We start from the raw sequence: 25470 nt of genomic DNA, 5'->3' as shown, positions 1-25470 counted from the left end.
GCGCACTTCCTTCCGCCCCGTACCGTCCGCGTCGCGTCAGAAGCCCTCCTAGCGGCGGCCGAGGGAGTATCTCCATCGCGGTCCCTCGATGAAGCACTGGGAGCGTTCGAGGACCACCCGCAACTCATGTAGCGAGGGGATGGTGTCCAGGTCCGAATCACAGCTCGCGACGGCGTCTTGAATTTCGCGAGCAAGGAGCGGGCCCTCTGATGTTCGCAGAACCATCACCTCCGCGATCCGCGCTTCGACGGCGTCACTTGGGGCGACATCGACGGCGTGCTCATCAAGGTGAGCGAGCGCCTCATGGCCCCGCTCGACTTGTTCAAGAACGAACTCCCCGATGGGCAACAGCAGTTGGCCGACGGCTTCGCGTCGCGTCCGACTCGAGAGTGCTGCGGTGCCCACCCCGAGGTAGAGCAGTCGAGCTAGCCAGTCTGGCGAGCCGAGTCTGCTCCCCACGGCTCGCGCAAGGAAGTCGATGCCAGCGATGGCAGCGGCGCTCAAGCCGGCGGCTCCGAGCTGTACGTGCTCGCCTTGTGCGACATAGTGCTCAGCGTTTTGGACCGACCGCAGGTTTGCTGGGCGCGGAGCGACCCTCGACTTGTACAGGTGTTCGTCGTGGGAGTACGCGACCGGCCGCAGCCGCGACAGGAGCACGGCCAGTTGAGCCGTTGGGATGTCACTGGCGCCCTTGCCGTTGCGTACAGCACCAACGGCGAGAGCCAGCGGGTGGTCGGCGAACAGATCGCCCATCTCGACGAAGCTGATCCCTGGCAAGAACTTTGTCTCGAAGGCAGCGCGAAAGATGTCGGGCGGTGCCGGTGCGCTGCTCGCTTCATGCTGTTCGCTCAACTTGTGCCACTTAGTCGGATGGCCGTGACCGTCGTCACGATAGAGCTCGGTCAGAACATGATGCGATGCGTATTGCCTAAGCTGAACACCTGAGAACCCTGCACGGACCGATGTAAGGGGCGCCGTGCTGGCCCGCACCTGATTCAGTAGGTAGTCGGTGTCCCAGAGCGCGACGCGAAGGGCGCCATGGCGGCGGCGCTCGTAGCCAGCTGATGCCAACGTGGGAAGCACTGGGGGCACTCTTGGTTGCGGCTCGTCGGTCACGCAGTGATCCTGCCGCACGCTACCGACAATTGTCGGCTCCGTTGGCCACGCAGGTCGGCTGCGGTCACCGGTGATCGCTCGACCACAGGAGGTGCCCCATTCCGCCGCGTTACGCTCGGTGTGACGTTGACAGCCACATCCAGGCGGCAGTCGGACCCGCACCAGCTAGCCGACACCAAGCACACCCTCAGCCGTAATCCCACATAGACGGTGCGTCGACATGCAAGCCTTGGTTGCACAGAGCGACATCCGGGCCGGCGCTGAAACCCTCAGCCTGCTCGACGCAACACCCCGGCGGGTCTACAAGGCGACCCTGTGGCGTCCAATGGGAACACCGCAACCGGATCTGGGTCCGTCGACGGAACCTCTTCCTCCGCGGAAGGTGACCAGACTGATCAGCTGACGCGAAAATCCATCGCTCGCGACCCTGCTCGACCGCCTCCCGCACTAGGCCACGCTCCTTGGCCGTCGCAGGATGAATGACGGCCTTCTCGCCCGACGGCACGTTAGTCAGGGCGACGACTCTGCGCGGACTGATTGGCCACAGGATGTGCCGGGCCGACGCTAGGTTCGGTCTCGTGTTCTTTTGGAACGGCACCAGAACTTGGGCATCGCAGGTCCAGAACCGGCCGCGGGGGTCATCCCACACCTCGATCGAGCGTGTGGTCATGACGTCAGCCGCCTCCCACATGCTCGTGAAGAGTAGTTCGGTGTGGATACTCGCGACACGGAGTGGATTCAATGGATCGGATATGGACCTGAATCGTTCCGGGTCCTGTGCCACCATCCACGCGTCCTGCTGCAATCGAAGACGACGCTGTTGTGCGGTCCTTATTCGCTGGACCGCAACAGTGACCCCCAAGCCAATAAGGTCGTCAAACTCGAGCTCTTCCGGGTCGTCGAGACTGTCGAATAGAGCCTGTATACGATGCAACTCGGTGTCGACAATCCCGAACATTGCCTCCACCCGGTTGTGCGCCTCCCCGTCCGGACCGATGACGCGGTAGAAGTTCTCTTCCACACACACGTCGTTAACCGACAGAGGCCGTAAGCGCCCAGCGACTGTGTCCAAGCTCCACACCCGCCGGTTGTCGAACGACCACCGCTTCAAGTAGGTCCTCGGAACGTAGTGGTGCCGACGGCTCATTGGGTCCGGCTGTCGTTGCGTCGCAAGGAGCCGATCCATGTACTCGCGCGAGCCGCCACCCAGGGACTTCCCGCCCGCAGTCATGGGTACACGACCCCACGGATTGCGGTATCTGCCGGTTATCTGCCATCCGGCGGGATCAAGCCCCTCGCGGCGCTCGAACTGCTTGAGGCCTTCTAGGGCCGAGCGTTCAAACACCACCTCACTGTAGACGGACGCATCAACGAGGCACGTCGCGAAAGAAACGTGTCGGGTTGTTCGACGGCGTGCGTCATACGGCAGCGAAGGGGCGCAGATGCGACGTCCAACCGTGGCCGGCGACGCATTTGCCGGAACGGTCCTGATGCGCTGAGCGAAGCTGCTGAGGTCAGCCGGTCCCGCACACTGACCCTGTTGGGGCCGATGCGCCGGTGCAGCCGACCCGGTCAGCCCTTGTGGCGGGGCTTGCGGGCCGGCCGGCCTCGCGAGAACTCCGCGGACCCCTGCGGGCCCTCGTCCTTGGTCAGGTCGATCAGCCGGCCCGAGATGCGGGTGGTGCGCAGCTTGTCCCAGACCTCGGGGGCCAGGTCGGCCGGCAGCTCGACGAGCGAGAAGTCGGGCCGGATCGCGATGTTGCCGAAGTCGCTGTGGCTCAGGCCGCCCTCGTTGGCGATGGCGCCGACGATCTGGCGCGGCTCCACCTTGTGCCGCTTGCCGACGTTGATCCGGTAGCTCGCGAACGTCACGTGGCCGGGCCGGTCCCGCCGTTCGTGCTTGGCGCCGCGCTCGGGCCGGTCGCCGTGCTCGGCGCGATCTCTCCGGCCGGGCTTGGTGCCGGCGCCGCGCTCGGGCCGCTCGCCACGGGCCGGTCGCTCGGTGTGCCGCGACTTCTCGGCGACCGGGTCGAGCAGCAGCGGCTCCTCGCCCTGGGCCACCACGGCCAGCGCGGCGGCGACGTCGACTTCGGGCACGTCGTGCTCGCGGACGTAGTGGGCCACGATGTCTCGAAAGCCCTCGATCCGGTCCCTTGCCTGCAGCGCCTCGCTGATCTGGTCGTCGAACCGGGCCAGGCGCGTGGAGTTGACGTCTTCCACGCTGGGCCAGCTCATCGGGGTCAGCGGCTGGCGAGTCACCTTCTCGATGTGCTTGAGCAGGTACCTCTCCCGCGGGGTGATGAACGAGATCGCGTCGCCGTTGCGCCCGGCCCGGCCGGTGCGGCCGATGCGGTGCACGTAGGACTCGATATCGGTCGGGATGTCGTAGTTGATGACGTGGCTGATCCGGTCCACGTCGAGGCCGCGGGCCGCGACGTCGGTGGCCACCAGGATGTCGAGGGCGCCGGACTTGAGTTGGTTCACGGTCCGCTCTCGGACGTTCTGGGCCACGTCGCCGTTGATGGCCGTAGCCGAGAATCCCCGGGCCCGCAGCTTCTCGGCCAGGGTCTCGGTCTCGTTCTTGGTGCGGACGAACACGATCATGCCCTCGAAGTTCTCGACCTCGAGGATCCGGGTCAGAGCGTCGACCTTCTGCGGATAGCTGACCGTGAGGTAGCGCTGGGTGATGTTGGCCGCCGTTGACGTCTTGCCCTTGACGGTGATCTCGACGGGGTCGTTGAGGTACTTCTTCGACAGTCGGCGGATCTGAGCCGGCATGGTGGCCGAGAACAGCGCGACGTTCTTGTCACTGGGGGTGTCGGCCAGGATCGTCTCGACGTCCTCGGCGAAGCCCATCTTGAGCATCTCGTCGGCCTCGTCGAGGACCAGGAAGCGCAGCTCGGTCAGGTCGAGCGTGCCCTTGTCGAGGTGGTCCATGATCCGGCCGGGGGTGCCGACGACCACATGGACGCCGCGGCGCAGCGCGGAGAGCTGTACGCCGTACCCCTGGCCGCCGTAGACGGGCAGGACCTTGACGCCCTTGAGGTGGCCGGCGTACTTCTCGAAGGCTTCGCACACCTGCAGTGCGAGCTCGCGCGTCGGGGCGAGCACGAGCGCCTGCGGCGTCTTCTGCGTCAGGTCCAGGCGGGACAGGATCGGCAGCGCGAACGCCGCCGTCTTGCCGGTGCCGGTCTGCGCGACGCCGACGACGTCACGGCCCTCGAGCAGCGGTGGGATGGTCGCGGCCTGCACCGCCGACGGGGTCTCGTAACCCACCTCGCGGAGCACGGCCTGCACCTTCTCGGGCAACCCGAGCTCGGCGAAGGTCGGCATCTCACGCGCCGCTGGGGCCTCGTCTGCTGCATCGCTCACCCGTCGACGGTAGTGGGTGCGGGCGCCGGCAGCCGATACGGCGTCGTGGTGGCCCGGCTCACGACACCGGTGACGTCGCCGCGAGTGCCCCACTCCGCCGCATCCGGGTCTGCTGATGAGTCGGGAGCTCCGGGGTCCCCTGGGCTCACGAGTGTCACCGGCGGACTCGGCCTGTGACGGTTGGTTCAGGGACCCGCTTCGACGATTCTCCGGACCTCGGCGAGATCGAGGTCGAATGGCCCGATTCGGGTAAGTACCCAGGACGCGCCGCGGTCGAGCCACGGAGCTGGGTCCTGCTCGGGCTGGAGGTCGAGCACCACGTCGAATCCGGGGGCCGAGTCGTGCGTGGCGAGACCAGCGGTGACCTCATCAAGGTCCGGTGGCCCGTCCAACCCGATGACGAAGAAGCCGTCATATCGGGCGGCCCGGCGCATCGGTGCCCGGTTGCCGAACCGGCCCGCCAGCCAGACCGGCACGTTCGCAGCGGGTCGGAAGCGGGCGTCGTGGGCCGTGTAGTGAGTCCCCTCGTGATCGACCGGCTCGCCGGTCAGCAGCGCGGTCAGGACCTCCAGCCCCTCGTCGAGCATCCGGCCGCGCACCTTGGGATCCGTTTCGTCGCCGAACGCGCTGAACTCGCCCAACCCGTCGTCCCCCAGCCCCAGGCCGAGGACGAATCTGCCCTCCGAGAGCACCGCCAAGCTGGCTGCCTGCCGAGCGAGGACCTGCGGCCGACGCCGCGCCAGCGGGGTCACCATCGGGCCGAACAGCAGCCGCTCGGTCCGCATCGCCACCGCCGCGCAGCAGGTCCACACGTCGGCGATCGCGTCGACACGATCGCCGTACTGCAGGTGGTCCCAGAGGAAGAAGCCGTCCCACCCGGCGGCCTCGGCGCTGGCGGCCAGGTCGCCGACCACCCGCGGGTCGGCCAGGGCATCGAACGGGGCGACGAAGAGCCCGCGGCGCGTGGTCATGCCACCATCATGCCGACGCAGCTGAGCACGGACGGTGCCGCTTGGGGCGAGCCTCTATCGGCCGCGACGCGAGAGCCGCGTCCATGCGAAGGCCGCCGTGCCGAGCAGCACCGGCCAGAGCGCAAGGCGTTCGAGTCCACCTGACACCGGGCTGTCTCCGGTGGTGACGAATGCGACGGCCGCGGCAGCGGTGACGGCACCCGTTGCGATGAGCGCTCGGCCGAAGCGCGGCTGCTCGTCGCGCACCCGGACTCCGAGGACGATCAGCGCGATCGGCTGGGCGACGAAGAGCGGCGTCGCGGCGATCGCGTGCAGGGTGCCGTCCTGGTCCAGCGGCGCGAGGCCGGTGGCGACCGAGCTCAACCCGGAGACCACGAGCAGCCCGGCGGCCCACGGCCCCAGCGGCCGTGACAGCAGGGCCGCGCCGCCGGCCAGCAGCGCCCCGAACGTCATGAAGGAGCCGTTCATCACCTCGTGACGCGGTGAGCAGTACGCCGGCGAGCACCCGATCTCACCGAGCCGGCTGACCGAGTCAGCCAGGAAGCTGTAGCCGCCCTTCGTCGCCGCAGCGACCACGAACTCGGTGCCGATGTACGCCGGCCGGACGAGAAGTGCCAGCGCTCCCCAGCGCTCGAGCGCGGACCCGGTGACCCGGTCGTCGTTCCCCTCCGAGGCTGTCTTCATCAGGTCACAGTAGAGAGCGCTCGTTCTGACCCCGTATCGACGTGGCCGGCCGGCGTAGCGCGTTGTAAGAACTCGCGCGCTCTATAGCGCGCGCACGTTCCCACAAGTCGGCTGCCGTGTCCCTTACCGACTCGATGACCGTCGACCCAGGTGCGGGGCCAGCATGGGGGCCAGAGTCGCGACGATCTTCTCGCGGCTCATCGACGCCATCGGTTCGGCAGCGAGCACGTACCGGGAAAAGATCAGCCCGGCCATCACGGTGACCACGGCGGTGGTGTGCGCCGACGCGTCCGGCCCGCCGATGTGCTCGCGCAGCCGGCCGTGCACCTCGGTGCTGATGAAGGTGGCGAGCGTCTGCCGCAGACCGGCGTCACCGTCAGCCGAGCGCAGCACGCCGAGCAGCGGACCGCTGAAGACCGGCTGATCCCACACCGTCACGGCCGTCGCCACCAACCGCTCCGCGAGGTGATCGTCGCCGGCCGCGAAGACCCGGTCCATCACCTCGCCGGGGGTCAGCCCGATCGCCAGCACGTGGCCGAAGAGCGCTTCCTTGCTCCCGAAGTGGTAATTCACCAGGGAGTGGTCGACACCCGCCTCTCGGGCGATCGAGCGCACCGAGACCGCGGCGTACCCGTCCTGCTCGAACCGCATCCGAGCTGCAGCGAGGATGCGCTCCCGGGCATCGCTGCCACCGCGTGGTCGGCCAGCAGATTTATTCACCACCCGTGACATCCTGCGCCGCCGGGTCGGAGAGTGCAACGCGTCGCACACACCCGCACCTCGGACAGGACCCGCCATGTCACACCCCACCCCCACAACCCCTCACCACCAGGGCAGAGCCACCCTGCCGGTCATCCTGCTGGCCTTAGCGACCGTCGTTTCGGCCGTGTCGTCGCTGCTCTCCGCGCTGCCGTCGATCGCGGTCGACACGCACGCGTCGGAGACGCAACTGACGTGGATCGTCGACGCGTACGCGCTGGCGTTCGCCTCGCTCCTGCTGCCCGCCGGCGCGCTCGGCGACCGGTTCGGCCGCCGCCGGACGCTGATGGTCGGGCTGGCCATCTTCGCCGTCGCCGGTCTGGTGCCGCTGGTCCGGGACGACACCACGACCCTCATCGTCGTGCGGGCCGCGATGGGCGTCGCAGCAGCGCTGGTGATGCCGGCGACGCTGTCCACGATCACCGCGTCGTTTCCCAAGGAACGTCGCGAGGTGGCCGTGGCCACGTGGGCCGGCGTCGCGGCCGCGGGCGCGGTCCTCGGGTTGTTCATCGCCGGACTGGTGCTGCGGCAGTGGCAGTGGCAGTGGCACGCCGTCTTCGTGGCCAGTGCCGTGATGGCGGTGGTCGCCCTGATCGGCGTCGTCCTCGCCGTCCCTGAGTCGGCCGCGCCGGACGAGGCGTCGAACGACCCGGTCGGGGCCCTGTTGTCGGTAAGCGGCCTCGTCCTCTTGGTCTACGCGATCGTCGAGGCGCCCACCCAGGGCTGGACCTCGGCGTCCACGCTCGCCATCGTCGGCGCCTCCGTGCTCGTCGGCGCGCTCTTCCTGATCTGGGAATCGCGCGCGTCCCGACCGCTGCTCGCGCTGCAGCATTTCCGCAACGTCGGCTTCTCCTCGGGATCGCTGTCGCTGGCCGCCATGTTCTTCGGCTTCTTCGGTTTCATCCTGCTCTTCCTGCAGTACCTGCAGCTGGTGCGCGGCGACAGTCCGCTCGAAGCGGCGTGCGCGATGCTGCCGTTGCCGCTCGGGCTCATGCCCGCCGCGCGGGGACTCGCGCCGCGCCTCGAGGGGCGCCTCGGCCAGTGGGCACAGAGTGCTCTCGGGCTGGGCACGATGGCGGTCGCGCTCTGGTGGCTGTCCAGCGCGGACGGCGGCACGTCGTACTGGGTCGTCGCGATCGGGCTGTTCGTGCTGGGTGTCGGGGGAGGGCTCGCGATGCCGGCCGCCACCACCGCCATCACCACCGCGCTACCGAAGGCTCAGCAGGGAGTCGCCTCCGCCGTTAACGACCTGGCCCGCGAGCTCGGCGGTGCCATCGGCATCGCGGCGCTGTCGAGCGTGGCGACCTCCGCCTACCGCGACCACCTCGATCTGCGGATGATCCCGCCGCAGGTGCGTCACCTGGTGCTCGACTCCGCGGCGGCCGGCACCCACGCGCCGGTGCCGCAGGTGCGTGTTGCCGCGCTCACGGCGTACACCACCGGCATCCAGCACGGCCTGGTCGCCGGCGCCGCCCTGCTGGCCGTCGCGGCTCTCGCTCTGGCCGGATCGGCCCTCGTACGACCGGCGCGCGCGCCTCGTCCCGCGCCGTTGGGCGACCGGGTGGCTCAGTGACCGGTCAGCGCCGCAGCACCGCCACGCGGCCGAGGTCGCCGCTGGCCCAGCACGCCCCGTCGTGCGCGCAGCTGACCGTGTCGAACTGCCCGGTGTCGAAGGTGTGCCAGTCGCGGCCGGCGTCGTAGGAGACGTCCGATCCGGTCAGCCCCACCGAGATCGCCGTCGCGAACGTGTGCGGCACGAACGTCACACCCGACCGGTAACCGGAGGGCTGCTGTGCAGCACTGACCCACGGCGACCCGAACCAGGAGTACGCCGCCACGTTGGTGTTCGCGGCTGGCTGGGTGAAGTCGCCACCCACGGCGACGCCCAGCCACGGCGTACGGAACGCGAGGCCGAAGACGCCCGCGCTGGCGGAGCTGACGATCGGGGTGGACTGCGCCGTCCAGGTGAGGCCTCCGTCGCGGGAGTGGTAGATCCGCGAGACCGCGCCGCCGCCGGAGCCGAACCACGCGTCGCGACCGAGGGTCGTCAGGCACTCACCACTCGCGGCGAACCCGGCCTCGCCCGTCTGCGCCAGCGGCATGCCGGAGTTCGGCAGCACGCTCCAGCTGCGGCCGCCGTCGCGGGTGGACAGGATGCGGAAGCGCCCGTCGACCGGGTCGCTGAGCACCAGCCCGTGCTGCCGGTCGGAGAAGGACATGCAGTCGAAGAACGCGGCCGGATCGGTGTTCGTGTAGGTCAGCTGCCAGGTGCGGCCGCCGTCCGAGGTCGCGTACAGCCGCGAGTCGGTGCCGGTGCCGGCCGCCATGGCGACGGCGTGGTCCGCGTCGGTGGCCGAGATGTCGCGGAACTGCAGCGTGGACGCGCCCGCCGGTGACCGGTTCTCCCAGGTGCGGCCGCCGTCCACGGTCCGCAGCACCGTGCCGTCGTACCCGCCCAGCCAGGCGACGTGGCGGCTGACCGCGGCCAGGCCGCGGAAGTGGCTCGTGGATCCGGTGGAGAGCAGATGCCACGACGGCGGCCCTTGGCGCCCGTGGTCGGGCACCGCCGCGTGCGCCGGAGTGGCGACGACGAGCCCGAGGACCGTCAGGATCGCGGACAGCATGACCAGGAGTCGTCCTCGCAGCACCATCCGGGAACGCTACCGCCGTGCGTGTGCCGGAGACCAGAGATCGGGCTCGTCGGGCGTCGGTCGGGCGCAACTACGATCACCGGGTGAGCGCGAGCCTTGTGACGAAGAACCTCGCCGGCGGGCACGCTCACCGCACCCTGTTCAGCGCGCTGGACCTCACCGTCGCGCCCGGGGACGTGGTCGGCGTGGTCGGTGCCAACGGCGCCGGCAAGACCACCCTGTTGCGGATCCTCGCCGGTGACCTGGAGCCACTCGACGGCACGGTGTCCACCTCGACGAGCGACGCCTTCGTGGGCTGGCTCCCCCAGGAGCACGAACGGATCGAGGGCGAGACCATCGGCCGGTTCGTGGCACGCCGTACGGGCGCCGAGGCCGCGACGACGGCGATGGAGCGTGCCGCCACCGCGCTCGCCGAAGGGCCCGCGTCCCGGGCGGTCGACGACGCGTACGCGGAGAGCTTCGACCGCTGGATGGCCAGCGGGGCGCCGGACCTGGACGAACGGCTCCCCGCGGTGCTCGCCGACCTCGGTCTCGACGTGGGGCCGGACGCGCTGATGACCTCCCTCTCGGGCGGGCAGGCCGCCCGAGCGGCGTTGGCCTCGTTGATGCTCAGCCGGTTCGACCTGGTGATGCTCGACGAGCCCACGAACGATCTCGACCTGGCCGGGCTGGATCGACTCGAGGGGTTCGTCCGGGAGTTGCGCTCCGGGGTCGTGCTCGTCTCCCACGACCGCGAGTTCCTCTCCCGAGTGGTGACCCGCGTGGTCGAGCTCGACCTGGCCCAACGTCAGGTCGCGGTGTACGACGGCGGGTACGACGCCTTCCTGGAGGAGCGGGCGATCGCGCGCCGTCACGCCCGCGAGGCGTACGAGGAGTTCGCCGACAAGAAGGCCGACCTCGTCAGCCGGGCGCGCACCCAGCGTGAGTGGAGCTCCCAAGGTGTCCGCAACGCCATCAAGAAGTCGCCGGACAACGACAAGATCCGCCGCAAGGCGCAGACCGAGTCCTCGGAGAAGCAGGGCCAGAAGGTCCGCCAGATGGAGTCGCGCATCGCGCGTCTGGAGGAGGTGGCGGAACCGCGGAAGGAGTGGGCGCTGCAGTTCACGATCGCCGGCGCTCCACGGTCCAGCTCCGTCGTCGCGACGCTGGACCAAGCCACCGCGACTCTCGGCAACTTCACCCTCGGGCCGGTGACACTCCAGATCAGCGCCGGTGACCGGATCGGGGTCACCGGTCCCAACGGCGCGGGCAAGTCCACGCTGCTGCGGCTGCTTCTCGGACGGCTTGCCCCCACGACCGGACGGGCCGGCCTCGGCGCCTCGGTCGCGGTCGGTGAGATCGACCAGGCCCGCACCGGGCTGGCCGAGGACCAGTCCTTGGGCGATGCGTTCGAGGCCGCGATGCCCCAGATGGCGCCAGCCGACGTCCGCACCCTGCTCGCCAAGTTCGGCCTCAAGGCCGACCAGGTCACCAGTCTGGTCAACCGGCTCTCACCCGGTGAGCGCACTCGCGCGGCCATGGCGCTGCTGCAGGCCCGCGGCGTCAATCTCCTCGTGCTGGACGAGCCCACCAATCACCTCGACCTGCCGGCCATCGAGCAGCTCGAGCAGGCCCTCGAGTCCTACGACGGGGCACTGCTGCTCGTCTCGCACGACCGGCGGATGCTGGACAACGTCCGGCTCGATCAGCGCTGGCACGTCCAGGACGGCACGGTCACGGCCGCACAGGTGAGCTGACCGACCGCGACCGCGCATTGGTCGGCGGCAGGATGGGGTGCATGGATCCCGTGATCGTCGTCGGTGGAGGCATCTCAGGGGTCGCGTGCGCCCGCGCGCTGACCGAGGGCGGTGTCGATGTGCGGTTGCTCGACCGTGGCCGACGCCTCGGCGGGCGGATGGCCGTACGGACCGTCGACGGACACCCGGTCGACACCGGCGCGTCGTACTTCACCGTCAGCGATGATCGGTTCGCCGCAGTCGTCGGCGAATGGAAGGCGCGTGGCCTCGCCCGGGAGTGGACCGACACCTTCGAGGTGTACGACGACGGTGAGCGCGGCGAGCCGAAGGAGGGCTCGATGCGCTGGGCGTCCCCGCGTGGGCTGCGCTGCCTCGTCGAGGACCTGGCCGAGGGCGTGCCCACGGAGCAGAGCGACGTGCAGGCGGTGACCCGTGACGAGCACACCGGCACGCTCGCGGTGGACGGCCGGCCCGCCGACACGGTCGTGCTGGCGATGCCGGACCCGCAGGCGCACAGGCTCCTGGACCCGTCGATCACCTCACGGTCGCAGCTCAGTGGCGAGTACGCACCGACGCTGGCGTTGCTCGCAGGGTGGGAACGGCGTTCGTGGCACGAGGGATTCGACGGCGCCTTCGTCAACGGTGATGCCAGCCTGACCTGGGTCGCGGACGACGGCGCTCGTCGTGGCGACGGTGCACCGGTGCTGGTGGCCCACGCGACCGAAGAGCTCGCGCAGCAGCATCTCGCGGACCCGGAGGGCGCCGAGCCGGCGATGCTGGAGGCGCTCACCGATCTGCTCGGTATCCGCGACCGGCCGACCTGGTCGCGGGTGCAGCGATGGTTGTTCGCCCACCCCACCGAAACCCACGAGGACGCCTTCCACCTCGGGGACGACGGCGTCGGCTTCTGCGGTGACTCCTGGTCGGAGAAGCCCAGGGTCGAAGCGGCATGGCTCTCGGGCACCCTGCTCGGTCAAGCCATCGTCGAGCGTCGCGGCTGAGAGGCTGACCGGCGTGGAGGTCTTTCGAACCCCGGACGATGCTTTCGCGCTGCTGCCGGACTTCCCGTGGAAGCCGTCGTACGCGCAGGTCGCCGACCCCGACGGCGGCACGCTGCGGATGGCGTATGTCGACGCGGGGCCGGTCGACGGGCCGGTGGCGGTGCTGCTGCACGGTGAGCCGTCGTGGTCCTTCCTCTACCGGCACGTGATGCGGGTGCTCGTCGACCGCGGAATCCGGTGCGTGGCACCGGACCTGATCGGTTTCGGCCGCTCTGACAAGCCGGTCCACGGATCCGACTACTCATACGCGCGACTGCTCGAATGGACGCGGGAGTTGCTGTTCGACCACCTCGACGTGCGCGACGTGACCCTGGTGGGGCAGGACTGGGGCGGCCTGCTCGGGCTGCGGCTGGTCGCCGAGCACCCCGACCGCTTCGCGCGGGTGGTGGCGGCCAATACGGGGTTGCCGACCGGCGACGTCGACATGCCACCCGTGTGGTGGCAGTTCCGGCGGGCGGTCGAGAAGGCCGAGGTGCTCGATGTCGGTCGACTGGTAGCGAGTGGCTGCGCGCGGCCGATGGCCGACGAGGTGCGCGCGGCGTACGACGCGCCGTTCCCCGACGAACGCTCGAAGGCGGGCCCCCGGGTCATGCCGTCGCTGGTGCCGACCCGCCCCGATGACCCGGCCAGTGAGGCGAATCGCGCTGCGTGGCAGCAGCTTTCAGTGAGCGAGGTGCCGTTCCTCCTGCCGTTCAGCGACTCCGACCCCATCACCGGTGCGATGGCCCCGATCCTGCGGCGGCACGTCCCCGGCGCCCGGGACCTGCGCCACCCCACCATCGAGAACGCCGGGCACTTCCTGCAGGAGGACGCTGGACCGCAGCTGGGTCGTGTCATCGCCGACTTCATGCAGCACTGACGCGCGGACCGGCGCGAGCGAGCCGGTCCGCGCCGCACGACTCTGAGGCTCAGCCGGTCTGGCCCTCGTCGCGGCTCTCGGCGATGCGGTGCGACGTACGCAGCAGGCGTAGGCCGGTGACGAGCACCAGACCCCCGACCAGGTTGCCGAACGCGGACCAGCCGAGCGCTCCCAACCAGTTGAGATATCCGTAGTCGGCCCGACCGGTCAACAGCCCGGCGAACATCAGGATCGAGTCCAGCACGGAGTGGAAGAGCTGGGCTCCGACGAGCACGAACGACATCATCACCGCGGCCACAGCACGGACACCGAGGTTCTCCGTCGCGTGCTGCATTCGGGTCAGGAGCGTGATGACCGCGCCGGCGAGCACCGCGAGGAAGAACGAACGGAACGAGACGCCGAGGTGGGCGTAGTGGGAGCCCGCCGTGATGGCGGCGTCCCGTACGTCGGGCAGGGCCACCACGATCATCCCCGCCATCGCGAAGCCCGCGACCAGGTTGGCGGCCAGCGTGACGATCCACAGCCTGATCAGTTGCGAGAGGGTGCCCACCTTGGCGACCACGGCGATCACGGGCACCAGGAAGTTCTCGGTGAAGAGCTCGCTGTTGGCCAGCAGCAGGGCCACGAAGCCGATGGTGAACGTCAACGATGCGAGAAGAGCGTTGCCCGTCTTGGCGTCCACCACCAGATAGATGAGGACGCCCACCCCGACGTCGACGCCGCCCAGGAAGCCGGTCGAGAGCAGCGGGAGCAGTGGCCGATCGAGTCGCTCATGCCCTTCGTAGACCAGTCGTTCGTAAGCCTCCTCCAGCGCCGGCTCGTCGCGCGACCCCTTGGCCGGGGTGATGCTCTCGGAACCGCCGGAGTCTTCGCTCACGCGCGCGGCCGGGACCGGCGGGATGGGTGCACCATGACCACCACGCTAGGTGCCGCGGCGCGGCACCGCTCGATCCTGCGTGGGCGGCGTCCGGTCGAAGGCTGGGGATGCGCCGAGGGCGGTGAGATGAGGTCGTGCCGGTGCCCTGCGCGGCCCCACTTCGGCTGTGAAGTGGCCGATAATCGCTACGGTCGCTGTCATGAACGACGGATCGGCTGGGCCAGCGGCGCGACTTATCGACACCGCGTTCGATGTCCGCGCCGATGCCCAAGGCAGAGACCCTGATACCTGGAGTCCGACGCTGTGCCGTTACCACCAGCTTCTGTGGAGCAAGGCGCTTCCTAGCGGAGTTCAGTTCGACCTCACGACGACACATCGCCTCCGTACTACTTCACACACTCTTCGGAGCTCGGTGATTTCGTCCTCTCCAGCGACGCTTTTGTCCCGGCGTACACCCGTTACGGTGTCCCTCGCCCTGTCATCGAGCAGCTGCCTCAAGCCGAGCATGATCACTTCAACACGATCGGCTACACCATCGGTGGGCTGATCCTTTGGCCCGCAATCCGAGTCGATGGGAAATGGACCATCAACCAAACTCGCGGATGCATGCGCAGCGCGATCGGTGACCGGATGGACCTGACGCTTGAATGCATCCGGCGCCACTACCTGGGCCAACCCAGTCCCCTGGCGCAGGTTCTCGGCCGATATGGCGACTTCTTCGCGGCCTTCAGGGATTTCCGGGGATACGTAGACTTCTGGCTGCTGCAAGACATGGTGAACGACGACTACTTCGTCAGTTTCTTCACACCATTCGAAGACTTCACCACGCCTGCGATTCCACAAGACCTCAGCACCTATGTGGAATATAGGCGACTAAGTATTGCCTTCCTGGAAGCACGCAGTGCTCGGATTGACGCCCTGCACCTCAGCTGAGATCCCCCGCCCCCGGGGAGTCCATCGCGGTGCGGCAAGCTCCCGTGGTTGGTTGCGACGTCGTAACAACCGGGTGAGTGTCTAACGCTGGGTGCGCTGACCACGCGGCGCGCCGCCGTCTGTTAGATGGAGACGTGCCCGATGACCTGAGCGACCACTTCGTGCACGTCCGCGGAGCCAGCGAGCACAACCTGAAGCACATCGACGTCGACCTGCCGCGTGACGCGATGGTCGCGTTCACCGGCGTCTCCGGTTCCGGTAAGTCCTCGCTGGCCTTCGGCACGTTGTACGCCGAGGCGCAGCGGCGCTATTTCGAGTCGGTGGCGCCGTACGCCCGCCGTCTCCTGCAACAGGTGGGCGCACCGCACGTGGAGGAGATCACCGGCCTGCCACCTGCGGTCGCGCTGCAGCAGCGACGCGGTGCCCCGAGCTCGCGCTCGACGGTCGGCACGCTGACCACGCTGTCGAACCTGCTGCGGATGCTCTACTCCCGCGCCGGCACCTACCCAGAGGGCGCGAAACGGCTGGGGGCTGAGGCGTTCTCGCCGAACACTGCTGCCGGTGCCTGCCCCGTGTGCCACGGGCTGGGCGAGGTGCACGATGTCGCCGAGGATCTCCTCGTGCCCGACCGGTCGCTGAGCATCCGCGACGGTGCGATCGCCGCGTGGCCGGGGGCCTGGCAGGGCAAGAACCTGCTGCGGATCACCAAGACCGTCGGTATCGACGTCGAGATGCCATGGCGCGATCTGGCTCGTAAGGATCGGGACTGGCTGCTCTACACCGACGAGCAGCCGCGGGTGCTCATCGACCGCCGCGGGGAGGTCGACGACTCCACCGGTCGCGACTACTACGGCACCTTCTGGAGTGCTCGCAAGTACGTGCGACACACGCTGGCTGACACCAAGAGTCAGATGATGCGCGACAAGGCCATGCGCTTCGTCCGCAGCGACGCCTGTGCCGCGTGCGGGGGCACTGGGCTGGAGCCCGAATCGCTGGCCGTCACCGTCCGCGGGCTGAACATCGGGCAGATCAACGCGCTGTCGTTCGTCGAGCTGGCGGCATTGCTGCGGCCGGTCGCCGAGCTCACCGAGGCCGGTGCCGCGACGTCGTACGCCGACTCGGGCGAGGCGACCGAGGTCGCTGTCCGCATCGCCGGGGATCTCGTGAGCCGCGTTCAGGTGCTGCTCGACCTGGGGTTGGGCTATCTCGCGCTCGGGCGCAGCTCCACGACCCTGTCGTCCGGCGAGGCGCAGCGGCTGCGGATCGCCACGCAGCTGCGGTCTGGGCTCTTCGGGGTCGTCTACGTCCTCGACGAACCGTCCGCCGGACTGCACCCCGCCGACGCCGCTCCGCTGTTGGACGTGCTGGACCGGCTGAAGAGCTCGGGCAACTCCCTCTTCGTCGTCGAGCACGACCTGGACGTCGTACGCCGCGCCGACTGGATCGTCGACATCGGCCCGGGTGCCGGTGAGCACGGGGGCCAGGTGCTCTACTCCGGCCCGGTCGACGGTCTGGAGCAGGTCGAGGAGTCGGTCACCGGTGACTATCTCTTCGGTCGCGCGGAGCCGCTGGAGCGCCCCGGGCGCTCGCCGCACGGGTGGCTGCATCTGCGGGGCATCAGCCGGCACAACCTCGACGACCTGAGCGTCGACGTGCCGCTGTGCGTGCTCACGGCTGTCACCGGGGTGTCCGGATCGGGCAAGTCGACGCTGGTCACCCAGGTGCTGTCGGAGCTAGTGCGCCAGCATCTGGGGCAGGCGAGCGACGGAGCGGAGGGGTCCGAGGAAGACACGGCGTTCGAGGTGGATGTCGACGACGCGACGGGCCTGGAGTCCTTCGATCGGCTCGTGCGGGTCGATCAACGCCCGATCGGGCGCACGCCCCGCTCCAACCTCGCGACGTACACAGGGTTGTTCGACGCGGTGCGCAAGCTGTACGCCGCGACCCCGGAGGCCCGCGAGCGCGGGTACGGCGCGGGTCGGTTCTCCTTCAACGTCGCGGAAGGGCGGTGCGAGACCTGCCAGGGCGAGGGGTTCGTGTCCGTCGAGCTGCTCTTCCTGCCGGGCACATACGCGCCGTGCCCCACCTGCCACGGGGCGCGCTACAACGCCGAGACCCTGGAGATCGAGTACCGCGGCAAGAATGTCGCCGACGTGCTCGCGCTGTCGGTCGAGGAGGCGGCCGACTTCCTGGCCGACGTCCCTGCCGCGGCCCGCAGCCTGACCACGTTGCGAGAGGTAGGGCTGGGCTATCTGCGGCTGGGACAGCCGGCGACCGAGCTGAGCGGTGGGGAGGCCCAGCGGATCAAGCTGGCGACCGAGCTGCAGCGCGCCCGGCGCGGGCATGCGCTCTACCTGCTCGACGAGCCCACCGCGGGGTTGCACCCCGCCGACATCGCGTTGCTGGTGCGGCAGTTGCACCGGCTGGTCGACGCCGGAAACACCGTGGTGCTGGTCGAGCACGACCTCGACACGATCGTCAGCGCGGACTGGGTGATCGATCTCGGGCCGGGTGGTGGCGACGAGGGCGGCCGCGTGGTCGCGACGGGCACTCCGGAGACGGTCGCCCGAGCGGCCGGCAGCGCCACGGCGCCGTACCTGCTCGCCCGGCTGACCAACGCCTAGCCATCGGGGGGTGGAGCAATCAACGAGGGGTGGCGATATATCTCCACCCCTCGGTGGGTTCGCTACCCCTCGACGGGTAGGGCGAGCACCCGGCGGACGGTGGGTTCGAACGCTTCGGCGATCGCGGCGTACCCGGCATCGTTGGGGTGGAAGTAGTCCGCCGCGAGTCGGCCGCGCCACGACGAGGGGCCGGTGACCCGTAGGTCGACCATCACGATCCGGCCGGACGCGTCGGCTGCTTCGACGAAGACGTTCGCGGCGCGCGCGGGGCCGCTGGGCTGGGGGAGGGTGGCGACGAGCGAACCCGCCGGCACGGCATCGACCATCCGCGCGTACGCGCCGGGGAGGCCCGCGCGTCGCGCGCGCCCTCCGAAGAGGTCGTTCGAACCCACCATGACGGTGACGAGATCGTCCGGTCGTACGCCGAGCCGCTCCAGCGCGGGGAGCTGCTGGGCCAGCACGTCGGCCACGCAGGCACCCGTCGCCGACAGGTTGACGATCTGCAGGTCGTAGCCGTCGGCCGCCACGCGTGCCGCGAGCTGCCCGACCCACCCCGCGTCGTACGAGGAGGCGCCGATGCCCTGCGACATCGAGTCGCCCAGCACGATCCAGCGGCGACCTGGTCGGTCGATGGTCTCGAGGTTCCGACCGTGCCAGGCGTCCGCGTACGGCGCCGCCTGTCGCCAGACCCGCCGCACGCCGGGAACGAGCGCGCTCATCGTGCGTACGACCCGTCCGGGCCTGCGCCCGGTCCGGTTGTCGTAGCCGAGGCTCGGGTGCGTCACCCGCTCGTGCTCTAGAGCTTGGTCATCTTGCGGAAGGGGGTCTCGATGCGGCGCGTCGAGCTGCCGAAGTCGACGGTCAGACCGCTCTTGTCGACGCCGACCACGCGACCCATTCCGAAGGTGTCGTGGCAGACCCGGTCGGCGAGTGCGAAGTCCTCGACGTCGGGCTCTACGTGAGCCGCGAAGGGGCTGTTGGCGTGACGCGGCCGATTGTTTCCAGAGGAAGCCATACCCCTAGTGTGACCGCCCGAAGGGGTGGTGCGCGCCAGCGCGGGCTGGTCTTCGACGCCGAGAGGCGCGCCGAGCCGCGAATCGCGGACTCTGCACGGCTCGTTCGCCGTCCCGAAAATCTTCCTCAGGCGAAGCGGATGATGCTGACGACACCGGCGATCAGGCAGTAGATCACGAACGGGTAGAGCGTGCGGGTGCGCAGGAACCGGGTGAGCCAGCGAGCTGCGGCGTACGCCGCGATGAAGGCGACCACGAAGCCCACGAGGACCTGCCCGCGGATGCCGTCGCCCTCGGGGCCGAAGAGCTCCGGGATCTTCAGGACGCCCGCGGCCAGGATGATCGGGGTGGCGAGCAGGAACGCGAAGTGCACGGCGCGCTCGTGACTCCAGCCGCGCAGCAGGCCGGCGGAGATCGTCACGCCCGACCGGGAGATGCCGGGGAGCAGGGCCAGCGCCTGGCTGGTGCCGATGGCGATTGCCTCGCCGAAGCCGGTGTGCGAGAAGTCCAGCTCGGCGCCACCGTCACCGGCAGCGTGCGAGCGCTCCGGGGTGCGCCGGGCGCGCCGGGTGAGCAGCTCCACGGCCAGCAGCACGAGTCCGTTGACGGTCAGGAAGATCGCAGCGGCCAGCGGGTGGGAGAAGAGGTGCCGCAGCGGCTTGTCGAGGACCAGCCCGATGATGCCGATCGGGATGGTCGCCGCAACCAGCAGGACGAGCAGCCGGGCGCGCGGCGTACGCATGCCGCGGTCGCGGGCCAGGTCGCCCACCCCGCCGACCACCTGCAGCCAGTCGCGCCACTGGAAGGCGATCAGCGCGAACGCGGTCGCCACGTGCAGCGCGACGATGAACGCCAGGAACGGTGTCGCGCTCTTCGAGCCCTGCTGGGTCACCAGGTTCGACCAGGACCCGCCGATCCACGCCGGGACCAGCAGGGAGTGCCCGAGGCTCGAGACCGGGAACAACTCGGTCACGCCTTGGAGCAGACCCATGACGACGGCCTGCAGGTAACTGAGGTGATTCAAGGGCTCGGCTCTCGTCGGGGTGGCATTCGGCGTACGGCGGCGGACGGTAGCCGGGGCAGCCTGAAAGTTGCCTGTGACCCCCCGCTACGGCGCCGTCGCGCGACTAGCCTTCCACGATGAGCAGGTCGGCGACGGTCGCGGACGTCCATCGTCTCGCAGCAGGGATGCCGTACGCCGAGCAGAAGTCGGGCAGCAAGGACAACCCCGTCTACCAGGTCGGTGGCAGGACGTTCGTCCTCTTCCGCAATCCGCGGCCGGACGCGGTGGATCCGGACACCGGGGAGCGGTACACCGACGTGGTCATGCTGCGAGTCGCCGACGAGCAGGACAAGCAGGCCCTGGTGCAGGACGCGCGCTCGCCGTTCTTCACGACACCGCACTTCGACGGTCACGCCTCGGTGCTGGTGCGCGCGAGCCGCATCGGCGAGGTCGAGCTGGAGGAGCTGACCGAGATCGTCGCCGACGCCTGGCTGTCGCGCGCGTCCGCGGCGCGACGGCGGGCCTGGCTGGAGCAACACCGTCCGGAATGACCAACGTGCGGGTTCCCTATCCTTGCGACCATGGCTGACCCGATTGCCGCCCTCACCCCGCGCGTCCAGCAGGCGATGGCTGCCGCGTTCGGTGCCGACTGGGCCGCCGCGGACCCGGTGATCCGCCCGGCCAACAAGCGTCAGACCAGTGCCGACGTGCAGGTCAACGCCGCCATGGCGGCCGGCAAGCGGCTGGGCCGCCCGCCGCGCGAGGTCGCGCAGGCGATCGTGGAGCACCTGGACCGAGGGGACCTCGTCGAGCAGGTGGAGATCGCCGGCCCCGGGTTCCTCAACGTCACCTTCTCCTCGGCGTGGATCGCTCGGGCAGCCACGGCGCTGCGGGAGGACGACCACTTCGGCGTCGTACGACCGCCGCGGCAGACCGTCGTCGTCGACTACTCCTCGGTCAACGCGGCCAAGGAGATGCACGTCGCCCACCTGCGCAGCGCCGTCGTCGGCGACTCCCTGGTGCGCACCCTGGAGTACCTCGGCCACGATGTGATCCGCCAGAACCACCTCGGCGACTGGGGTACGCCGTTCGGGATGCTCATCGAGCACCTGCTCGACGTGGGGGAGGACAGTGACGGCGCTCGCCTGCTGCAGAGCGACCCGAACGCGTTCTACCGTGCGGCGCGGGGCAAGTTCACGACGGCCGAGAAGGCCGAACCTGCAGGCAGCGCGGGCGATTTCGACGCGCGGTCGCGCCGCAGGGTGACCCTGCTGCAGGCCGGCGAGGAGGACACCCTGCGGCTGTGGCGCGAGATCCTCGAGCTGTCGCGGGTCTACCTCAACCGGGTCTACGGCGAGCTCGACATCACGCTGACCGACGACGACATCGCGGGCGAATCGTCGTACAACGACGAACTGCCCGGGATCTGCGACGCGCTGCAGGAGAAGGGCCTCGCGGTCATGAGCGAGGGCGCTCTGTGCGTCTTCCTCGACGGGTACGTCGGCCGCGATGACAAGCCGCTGCCGTTGATCGTGCGCAAGTCCGACGGCGGATACGGCTACCCCGCCACGGATCTGGCCACCATCCGGCACCGTTCACTCGATCTGCACGCCGACCGGGCGCTGTACGTCGTCGGGGCGCCGCAGCACCTGCACTTCCAGATGGTCTGGGAGACAGCGCGGCTCGCGGGATGGATCGAGGGCACCGAGCCGATCCACGTGCAGATCGGCAATGTCGTCGGCACGGACGGCAAGATCCTGCGCACCCGCTCAGGCGATCTGGTGGCGCTGCAGAGTCTCGTCGACGCGGCGTTCGCGAAGTCGGCTGAGGTGATTGCCGATTCCCGCCCGGAGCTCGACGCTCAGACGCGCGATGTCATCTCCCACCAGGTCGGCGTCGCGGCGCTGAAGTACGCCGACCTGTCGGTCGCGCACGACAGCGGCTACACGTTCGACCTGGACCGGATGGTCGCGCTGACCGGCGACACGGGCCCGTACCTGCAGTACGCGACGGCCCGGATCCGCTCGATCCTGGCTCGCGCCGGGGTGGTGGAGCCGGTCGGACCCATCGTGCTCCGTGAGCCGGCGGAGCGCACCCTGGCTCTGCGGCTGCTCGACTTCGGTGCCGTCGTGGCGCAGGTCGGCGAGACCCTGGAGCCGCACCGACTGTGCACCTATCTGTCCGATCTCGCCCAGACCTTCTCGACGTTCTACGAGCAGTGCCCGGTGGTGAAGGCCGAGGACGACGAGGTGCGCGAGTCGCGCCTCGCGCTGTGCCATCTGACCCGTGCGGTGCTGGTCGACGGACTGGGACTGCTCGGCATCACCGCGCCGGAGCAGATGTAGCCGGCTGCCGCCAGCGGGAGTCGCGGCGCGCCCTAGATAGCGCGCGACGACCCTGTGTGTCGGGCGGATCAGCTCGCCGGGTAACCCTGCGGGTTCTGGGACTGCCAGCGCCACGTGTCGGCGCACATGTCGTCGATGGACCGGTGGGCGGTCCACCCCAGCTCCTCGTGCGCCCGGGTGGGGTCGGCCCAGTACGCGGGAAGGTCACCCGGGCGGCGGTCGACGATCTCGTGGGGGAGTTCGTGGCCGACGGCCCGCTCGAAGGCGTGCAGCAACTGCAGCACCGAGGTGCCCGTGCCGGTGCCGAGATTGAACGCGCGGACCGGTTCGGCCATCGAATCGAGGTGTTCGAGCGCGGCGACGTGCCCGGCGGCGAGGTCCTCGACGTGGATGTAGTCCCGCTCGCAGGTGCCGTCGGCGGTGGGGTAGTCGCCGCCGTAGATGCTGAGCTTCTCGCGCCGTCCCACCGCCACCTGGGCGATGAAGGGCATCAGGTTGTTCGGGATTCCGGACGGGTCCTCGCCCATCCGGCCGGACGGGTGCGCGCCGACCGGGTTGAAGTAACGCAGCAGCGCGACCGACAGGTCCGGGGTGGCCGCAGCGGTGTCGGTGAGGATCTGCTCGATCATCACCTTCGTGCGGCCGTAGGGCGACGCGGCCGAGAGGGGCTGGTACTCCTCGTTGTACGGGACGGGCGCGTGGTCGCCGTACACCGTCGCGGAGGACGAGAAGACGAACCTGTGCACACCGTGGCGGCGCATGGCGCTGAGCAGCGAGAAGGTGCTGTCGAGGTTGTTGCGGTAGTACTCCAGGGGCTTGCCGACGCTCTCGCCGACGGCTTTGAGGCCGGCGAAGTGGATGACGGCGTCGATCGGCTGCTCGGCGAAGATCTGGTCGGTCTTGTCGGCGTCGCACAGATCGATCGCGTGCAGGGGGACGTGCTTGCCGCTCACCTGCTCGAGCCGGTCGACGGCTGACGGTTTGCTGTTGGCAAAATCGTCGGCGAGCACGACATCATGGCCGTGGGCGAGCAGATTGATGGCGGTGTGTGAGCCGATGTAACCCGCGCCGCCGGAAACGAGAACGCGCATGGAAGGCGATCCTACGGGCAGCATGCGAGGGTGTCGGTGGGTCCTGAGGAGCACAGCAGCAGTGGAGTGGGGAGCATGAGCACACCGTGGACGTCCACGCACGTGGACACCGTGCGCGCCGCGCGGTTGCCACGCCAACGGGGCGGCTACAGCGTCGAGGACGTCGACCGGCAGCTGGCCCGTATCGCGATCCTGATGCGCCAGCAGCGGCAGGTGCCGCAGGTGTCCACGCTCGCCCTGCGCCGGGCGCGGTTGCGCGAGGGTTACACCCCCGAGGCGGTCGATGCGCTGCTCGCACACGTCGCGGCGTGGCAGCACGACTTCGATCTGGCCTCGCCGCCGCCCAACCCGTCCCAGCCGGCCGCTGCGGACGGCCGTAGCGGCCGCCGGGAGTGGACCGTCAAACAGCAGGACTGGGTGAGGGAGATCTGCTTCGCCCGGCGCACCGGGTCCCGCGCGTACGACGAGGGTGAGGTCGACGCGTTCCTCGACCAGGTGCTGCTCGCCATGGCGAAGGGTGAGGAGCTGCCCAGGATCGAGACGGTGCGCTTCTATCCGCCCAAGCGCGGCCGGGGTGGTTACGACGCGATCGCGGTCGACGTCTTCCTCGACCAACTCGGCACGATCCGCCCGATCCTGCACTGATCCCGCGGCGACGACAGCATGGCGGTGATCGCCGTACTGGCGAATGCCTGTCCAGGGTCGGGGGCACGAAGTACTGTCCGGCCTGCTATTTGCGACGATCTTGCTGGCGATCGATATCGGGATATTTCACCAGCCGATTGCCCAGGCGATTGTCGCTGCTGTCATTTCGAGCATTCTGTGGACGCTCGCGATGGAGTTCCTGGCACGCCGACGTCAAAGTCGACGATCGTCTTGATTTCTCGAAGGGTGTAGGTCAGGCAATCATTCGTGACGCTCGTGCCGCGATCATTGCCTCGGGTCGAGTTTCGTAGATACGCCCGGTGGGGCTGGTCCAGGTGCATTCACCGTTGTCGCTCATTCGTACCCGCCAGCCCGTTTCATGCTTTGCTCGATGGTGATGGCGGCACAGCAATTGTAGATTCGCGGGAGTGGTCTCCCCACGCGGCCAGGGGATGACGTGGTCGGCGTCGCAGTCCTTCGGTGGTGCGGTGCAGCCGGGGAATCGGCAGTGCTCATCCCTGGTCTCGACGAACCTGCGGATCGCGATCGTGGGGGAGTAGGCGCGCGTGGTGGTGTCCAGGTGGGTGCCGGCGGTCGGGTCGGTCAGCACCCGAGCGACGCGGGTGCCCAGCTGTGCCGTCAGGCGCCGAATCGTGTCGCCACTGATCGACCCGACGCCGGCAACGGCAACATCGCCGATCGCGGACTGACTCTGAGTCTTCGATGCGCGGTCGACCGGCACGTGGAAGACGACGGTGGTCTCGATGTGCGCGTTGGCGAGGATGAGGTCGGTGAGGGCGTCGGCACGGCATTGGGCGAGCGTCTTGCCGGTGGTGGTCTCGGCGTGCAACTCCCGCGCCAGTGCGTCGAGCGCGGCGTACGCGGCGCTCGAGCGGTCCGTGGGCAGCGTTGCCCGCCAATCGGTGTATCCGCTGTGCGCGGAGGGGGATACGAACACTCCCACCGCATCACGAGCGGCGGCGCTGTGCTGGGTCTCTGCGGCAATCGGGTCCAGACGCGTCAGCAGGGTGCGGGTGCGCCGGCTGACCTGCGTCGGAGTCCATCCGGTGACGCCGCGGGCGATGAGGGTGTCCACGACATCGCCCGCGATGTCGTGCGGTGCGTAGGCCAGGACCTCGGTGATTCGGCGCAACCGCCAGGAGTCGATGACTCCCGCACCCATGAGGTCCAACAGCGCGGGCGCGATGGTGACCGCGTCGACCGCCTCGGCGATCCGAGCGGTGGCCTGCCGTTCGCTCCAGCACATGGCAGGTGCGAGATCGGTGTCGGCGAATTCCTCGACATGGCCGATGCCGCGGTCGATCTCGACGTCCGTACCGTCGGCGTCGCTCGCCCGCTCGGTCGCGGCGTACTGGGCGACGCGAATGGTCTGCACTGCGGTCGCCGCGTTGACGATCGCAGCACACTCGGCAGCCTGCGACTCGAGCTCACTGAGGCCGAGTCGGTGGCGGTCCTTCTTCGCCTGGGAATACGCAGCGGCGAGCAGACTTCTGCATTGTTGCAATGCCTCAGTGACATCGATATCTGCCGCCGGCGAAGGCATATGAAGAGAACTCTGAGGATCGCATTCCTGCGACACATCCCGGTCGGGAAATGCGGTGGTCTCGGGAGGCTGCCTCATCTCCATATAGTACACCCGTTCGCATTACAGTAGTACTATCCACACCCCATTTTCTTGCCTTATTCGAAGACCGCGTGGCGTGTTTCCG

The 25470-nt window shown here is 69.1% G+C and carries 22 protein-coding genes and 1 pseudogene; 10 read left to right on the top strand and 13 right to left on the bottom strand.

The features are described 5' to 3' along the window. Positions 1 to 48 precede the first annotated feature (48 nt). The 6 genes from J4030_RS06860 to J4030_RS06835 all read right to left on the bottom strand — a co-directional run bounded on the left by J4030_RS06860 (position 49) and on the right by J4030_RS06835 (position 6866). Positions 49 to 1116: a hypothetical protein gene (locus J4030_RS06860; protein ID WP_208048472.1), complete on the bottom strand. Its 1068-nt coding sequence runs from the start codon at positions 1114 to 1116 to the stop codon at positions 49 to 51. Positions 1117 to 1303: 187 nt separating this feature from the next. Then, positions 1304 to 2461, bottom strand: a complete 1158-nt coding sequence (locus J4030_RS06855) for a DUF4238 domain-containing protein (protein WP_208048471.1) — start codon at positions 2459 to 2461, stop codon at positions 1304 to 1306. A gap of 227 nt (positions 2462 to 2688) precedes the next feature. Beyond that, positions 2689 to 4449, bottom strand: coding sequence for a DEAD/DEAH box helicase (locus J4030_RS06850; RefSeq protein ID WP_208048703.1), 1761 nt, complete (start codon positions 4447 to 4449; stop codon positions 2689 to 2691). Positions 4450 to 4673: 224 nt separating this feature from the next. Beyond that, positions 4674 to 5459 (bottom strand): LLM class flavin-dependent oxidoreductase, encoded by a 786-nt coding sequence (locus tag J4030_RS06845; RefSeq protein WP_208048470.1) that lies wholly within the window; start codon positions 5457 to 5459, stop codon positions 4674 to 4676. A 54-nt stretch (positions 5460 to 5513) separates the two neighbouring features. Then, positions 5514 to 6143 carry a DUF998 domain-containing protein gene (locus J4030_RS06840; RefSeq protein WP_208048469.1) on the bottom strand — a complete coding sequence of 210 codons (630 nt, stop codon included), beginning with the start codon at positions 6141 to 6143 and terminating at the stop codon, positions 5514 to 5516. Between the two features lie 123 nt (positions 6144 to 6266). Next, the gene (locus tag J4030_RS06835; protein WP_208048468.1) at positions 6267 to 6866 is read right to left on the bottom strand and encodes a TetR/AcrR family transcriptional regulator; all 600 of its coding nucleotides are present in this window, start codon (positions 6864 to 6866) and stop codon (positions 6267 to 6269) included. A gap of 73 nt (positions 6867 to 6939) precedes the next feature. Between J4030_RS06835 and J4030_RS06830 the strand changes: the two genes are divergently transcribed. Continuing rightward, positions 6940 to 8475, top strand: a complete 1536-nt coding sequence (locus J4030_RS06830; protein WP_208048467.1) for an MFS transporter — start codon at positions 6940 to 6942, stop codon at positions 8473 to 8475. A 4-nt stretch (positions 8476 to 8479) separates the two neighbouring features. Here the strand turns inward: J4030_RS06830 and J4030_RS06825 are convergent, their stop codons facing one another. Beyond that, positions 8480 to 9553, bottom strand: coding sequence for a YCF48-related protein (locus tag J4030_RS06825; protein ID WP_208048466.1), 1074 nt, complete (start codon positions 9551 to 9553; stop codon positions 8480 to 8482). 83 nt (positions 9554 to 9636) lie between these two features. On the opposite strand from J4030_RS06825, the gene J4030_RS06820 reads away from it, so the two are divergent. The 3 genes from J4030_RS06820 to J4030_RS06810 are packed head-to-tail and all read left to right on the top strand — an operon-like array spanning position 9637 to position 13209. Beyond that, positions 9637 to 11289, top strand: coding sequence for an ABC-F family ATP-binding cassette domain-containing protein (locus J4030_RS06820; RefSeq protein WP_208048465.1), 1653 nt, complete (start codon positions 9637 to 9639; stop codon positions 11287 to 11289). 41 nt (positions 11290 to 11330) lie between these two features. Next, complete coding sequence (locus J4030_RS06815) at positions 11331 to 12290, top strand: NAD(P)/FAD-dependent oxidoreductase (RefSeq protein ID WP_243762987.1); 960 nt, start codon at positions 11331 to 11333, stop codon at positions 12288 to 12290. Between the two features lie 13 nt (positions 12291 to 12303). Beyond that, entirely contained in the window at positions 12304 to 13209 is a 906-nt protein-coding gene (locus tag J4030_RS06810; RefSeq protein ID WP_307864599.1) for a haloalkane dehalogenase, read from the top strand. Positions 13210 to 13258: 49 nt separating this feature from the next. Here the strand turns inward: J4030_RS06810 and J4030_RS06805 are convergent, their stop codons facing one another. Next, positions 13259 to 14086 carry a formate/nitrite transporter family protein gene (locus J4030_RS06805; protein WP_208048463.1) on the bottom strand — a complete coding sequence of 276 codons (828 nt, stop codon included), beginning with the start codon at positions 14084 to 14086 and terminating at the stop codon, positions 13259 to 13261. A gap of 199 nt (positions 14087 to 14285) precedes the next feature. Between J4030_RS06805 and J4030_RS18655 the strand changes: the two genes are divergently transcribed. From J4030_RS18655 to uvrA, 3 genes and pseudogenes are all read left to right on the top strand, one after another. Further along, on the top strand, positions 14286 to 14633 hold the full coding sequence (locus tag J4030_RS18655; protein ID WP_374221981.1) for a hypothetical protein: 348 nt from the start codon (positions 14286 to 14288) through the stop codon (positions 14631 to 14633). Further along, positions 14555 to 15019: pseudogene (locus J4030_RS17870) on the top strand (hypothetical protein); the annotation flags it as partial. The gene J4030_RS18655 and the pseudogene J4030_RS17870, both read left to right, overlap by 79 nt. A gap of 134 nt (positions 15020 to 15153) precedes the next feature. Then, positions 15154 to 17643, top strand: coding sequence for an excinuclease ABC subunit UvrA (gene uvrA, locus J4030_RS06795; RefSeq protein WP_208048462.1), 2490 nt, complete (start codon positions 15154 to 15156; stop codon positions 17641 to 17643). A 62-nt stretch (positions 17644 to 17705) separates the two neighbouring features. On the opposite strand, the gene J4030_RS06790 is transcribed toward uvrA, so the two are convergent. The 3 genes from J4030_RS06790 to J4030_RS06780 all read right to left on the bottom strand — a co-directional run bounded on the left by J4030_RS06790 (position 17706) and on the right by J4030_RS06780 (position 19680). Continuing rightward, positions 17706 to 18428, bottom strand: coding sequence for an SGNH/GDSL hydrolase family protein (locus J4030_RS06790; RefSeq protein ID WP_208048461.1), 723 nt, complete (start codon positions 18426 to 18428; stop codon positions 17706 to 17708). Positions 18429 to 18439: 11 nt separating this feature from the next. Further along, positions 18440 to 18658 carry a hypothetical protein gene (locus J4030_RS06785; RefSeq protein WP_208048723.1) on the bottom strand — a complete coding sequence of 73 codons (219 nt, stop codon included), beginning with the start codon at positions 18656 to 18658 and terminating at the stop codon, positions 18440 to 18442. Between the two features lie 125 nt (positions 18659 to 18783). Beyond that, positions 18784 to 19680 (bottom strand): undecaprenyl-diphosphate phosphatase, encoded by an 897-nt coding sequence (locus tag J4030_RS06780; protein WP_208048460.1) that lies wholly within the window; start codon positions 19678 to 19680, stop codon positions 18784 to 18786. A 116-nt stretch (positions 19681 to 19796) separates the two neighbouring features. Here J4030_RS06780 and J4030_RS06775 point away from each other — a divergent pair, with 116 nt between their 5' ends. Next, a complete protein-coding gene (locus J4030_RS06775) occupies positions 19797 to 20210 on the top strand; it encodes an MmcQ/YjbR family DNA-binding protein (RefSeq protein ID WP_208048459.1) in 414 nt (137 codons plus the stop codon). Positions 20211 to 20240: 30 nt separating this feature from the next. Further along, a complete protein-coding gene (gene argS / locus J4030_RS06770; RefSeq protein ID WP_208048458.1) occupies positions 20241 to 22004 on the top strand; it encodes an arginine--tRNA ligase in 1764 nt (587 codons plus the stop codon). 68 nt (positions 22005 to 22072) lie between these two features. Here the strand turns inward: argS and galE are convergent, their stop codons facing one another. Further along, entirely contained in the window at positions 22073 to 23095 is a 1023-nt protein-coding gene (gene galE / locus J4030_RS06765; RefSeq protein ID WP_208048457.1) for a UDP-glucose 4-epimerase GalE, read from the bottom strand. Between the two features lie 75 nt (positions 23096 to 23170). Between galE and J4030_RS06760 the strand changes: the two genes are divergently transcribed. Next, the gene (locus J4030_RS06760; RefSeq protein WP_208048456.1) at positions 23171 to 23740 is read left to right on the top strand and encodes a DivIVA domain-containing protein; all 570 of its coding nucleotides are present in this window, start codon (positions 23171 to 23173) and stop codon (positions 23738 to 23740) included. Between the two features lie 253 nt (positions 23741 to 23993). Here J4030_RS06760 and J4030_RS06755 read toward each other — a convergent pair whose 3' ends face one another. Further along, complete coding sequence (locus tag J4030_RS06755) at positions 23994 to 25304, bottom strand: HNH endonuclease signature motif containing protein (protein WP_208048455.1); 1311 nt, start codon at positions 25302 to 25304, stop codon at positions 23994 to 23996. Positions 25305 to 25470 lie beyond the last annotated feature (166 nt).

It is taken from the genome of Allobranchiibius sp. CTAmp26, from assembly GCF_017565405.1.
Lineage (GTDB): Bacteria > Actinomycetota > Actinomycetes > Actinomycetales > Dermatophilaceae > Allobranchiibius.
This window is presented reverse-complemented; position numbering and strand designations above follow the sequence as displayed.

What these genes read in the sequence shown, in the direction of transcription:
- J4030_RS06850 (WP_208048703.1), bottom strand. Translation starts at nt 4,449, where the DNA reads ATGCCGACCTTCGCCGAGCTCGGGTTGCCCGAGAAGGTGCAGGCCGTG.
- J4030_RS06845 (WP_208048470.1), bottom strand. Translation starts at nt 5,459, where the DNA reads ATGACCACGCGCCGCGGGCTCTTCGTCGCCCCGTTCGATGCCCTGGCC.
- J4030_RS06840 (WP_208048469.1), bottom strand. Translation starts at nt 6,143, where the DNA reads ATGAAGACAGCCTCGGAGGGGAACGACGACCGGGTCACCGGGTCCGCG.
- J4030_RS06830 (WP_208048467.1), top strand. Translation starts at nt 6,940, where the DNA reads ATGTCACACCCCACCCCCACAACCCCTCACCACCAGGGCAGAGCCACC.
- J4030_RS06825 (WP_208048466.1), bottom strand. Translation starts at nt 9,553, where the DNA reads ATGGTGCTGCGAGGACGACTCCTGGTCATGCTGTCCGCGATCCTGACG.
- J4030_RS06815 (WP_243762987.1), top strand. Translation starts at nt 11,331, where the DNA reads ATGGATCCCGTGATCGTCGTCGGTGGAGGCATCTCAGGGGTCGCGTGC.
- J4030_RS18655 (WP_374221981.1), top strand. Translation starts at nt 14,286, where the DNA reads ATGAACGACGGATCGGCTGGGCCAGCGGCGCGACTTATCGACACCGCG.
- J4030_RS06785 (WP_208048723.1), bottom strand. Translation starts at nt 18,658, where the DNA reads ATGGCTTCCTCTGGAAACAATCGGCCGCGTCACGCCAACAGCCCCTTC.
- J4030_RS06775 (WP_208048459.1), top strand. Translation starts at nt 19,797, where the DNA reads ATGAGCAGGTCGGCGACGGTCGCGGACGTCCATCGTCTCGCAGCAGGG.
- argS (WP_208048458.1), top strand. Translation starts at nt 20,241, where the DNA reads ATGGCTGACCCGATTGCCGCCCTCACCCCGCGCGTCCAGCAGGCGATG.
- galE (WP_208048457.1), bottom strand. Translation starts at nt 23,095, where the DNA reads ATGCGCGTTCTCGTTTCCGGCGGCGCGGGTTACATCGGCTCACACACC.
- J4030_RS06760 (WP_208048456.1), top strand. Translation starts at nt 23,171, where the DNA reads ATGAGCACACCGTGGACGTCCACGCACGTGGACACCGTGCGCGCCGCG.
- J4030_RS06755 (WP_208048455.1), bottom strand. Translation starts at nt 25,304, where the DNA reads ATGCCTTCGCCGGCGGCAGATATCGATGTCACTGAGGCATTGCAACAA.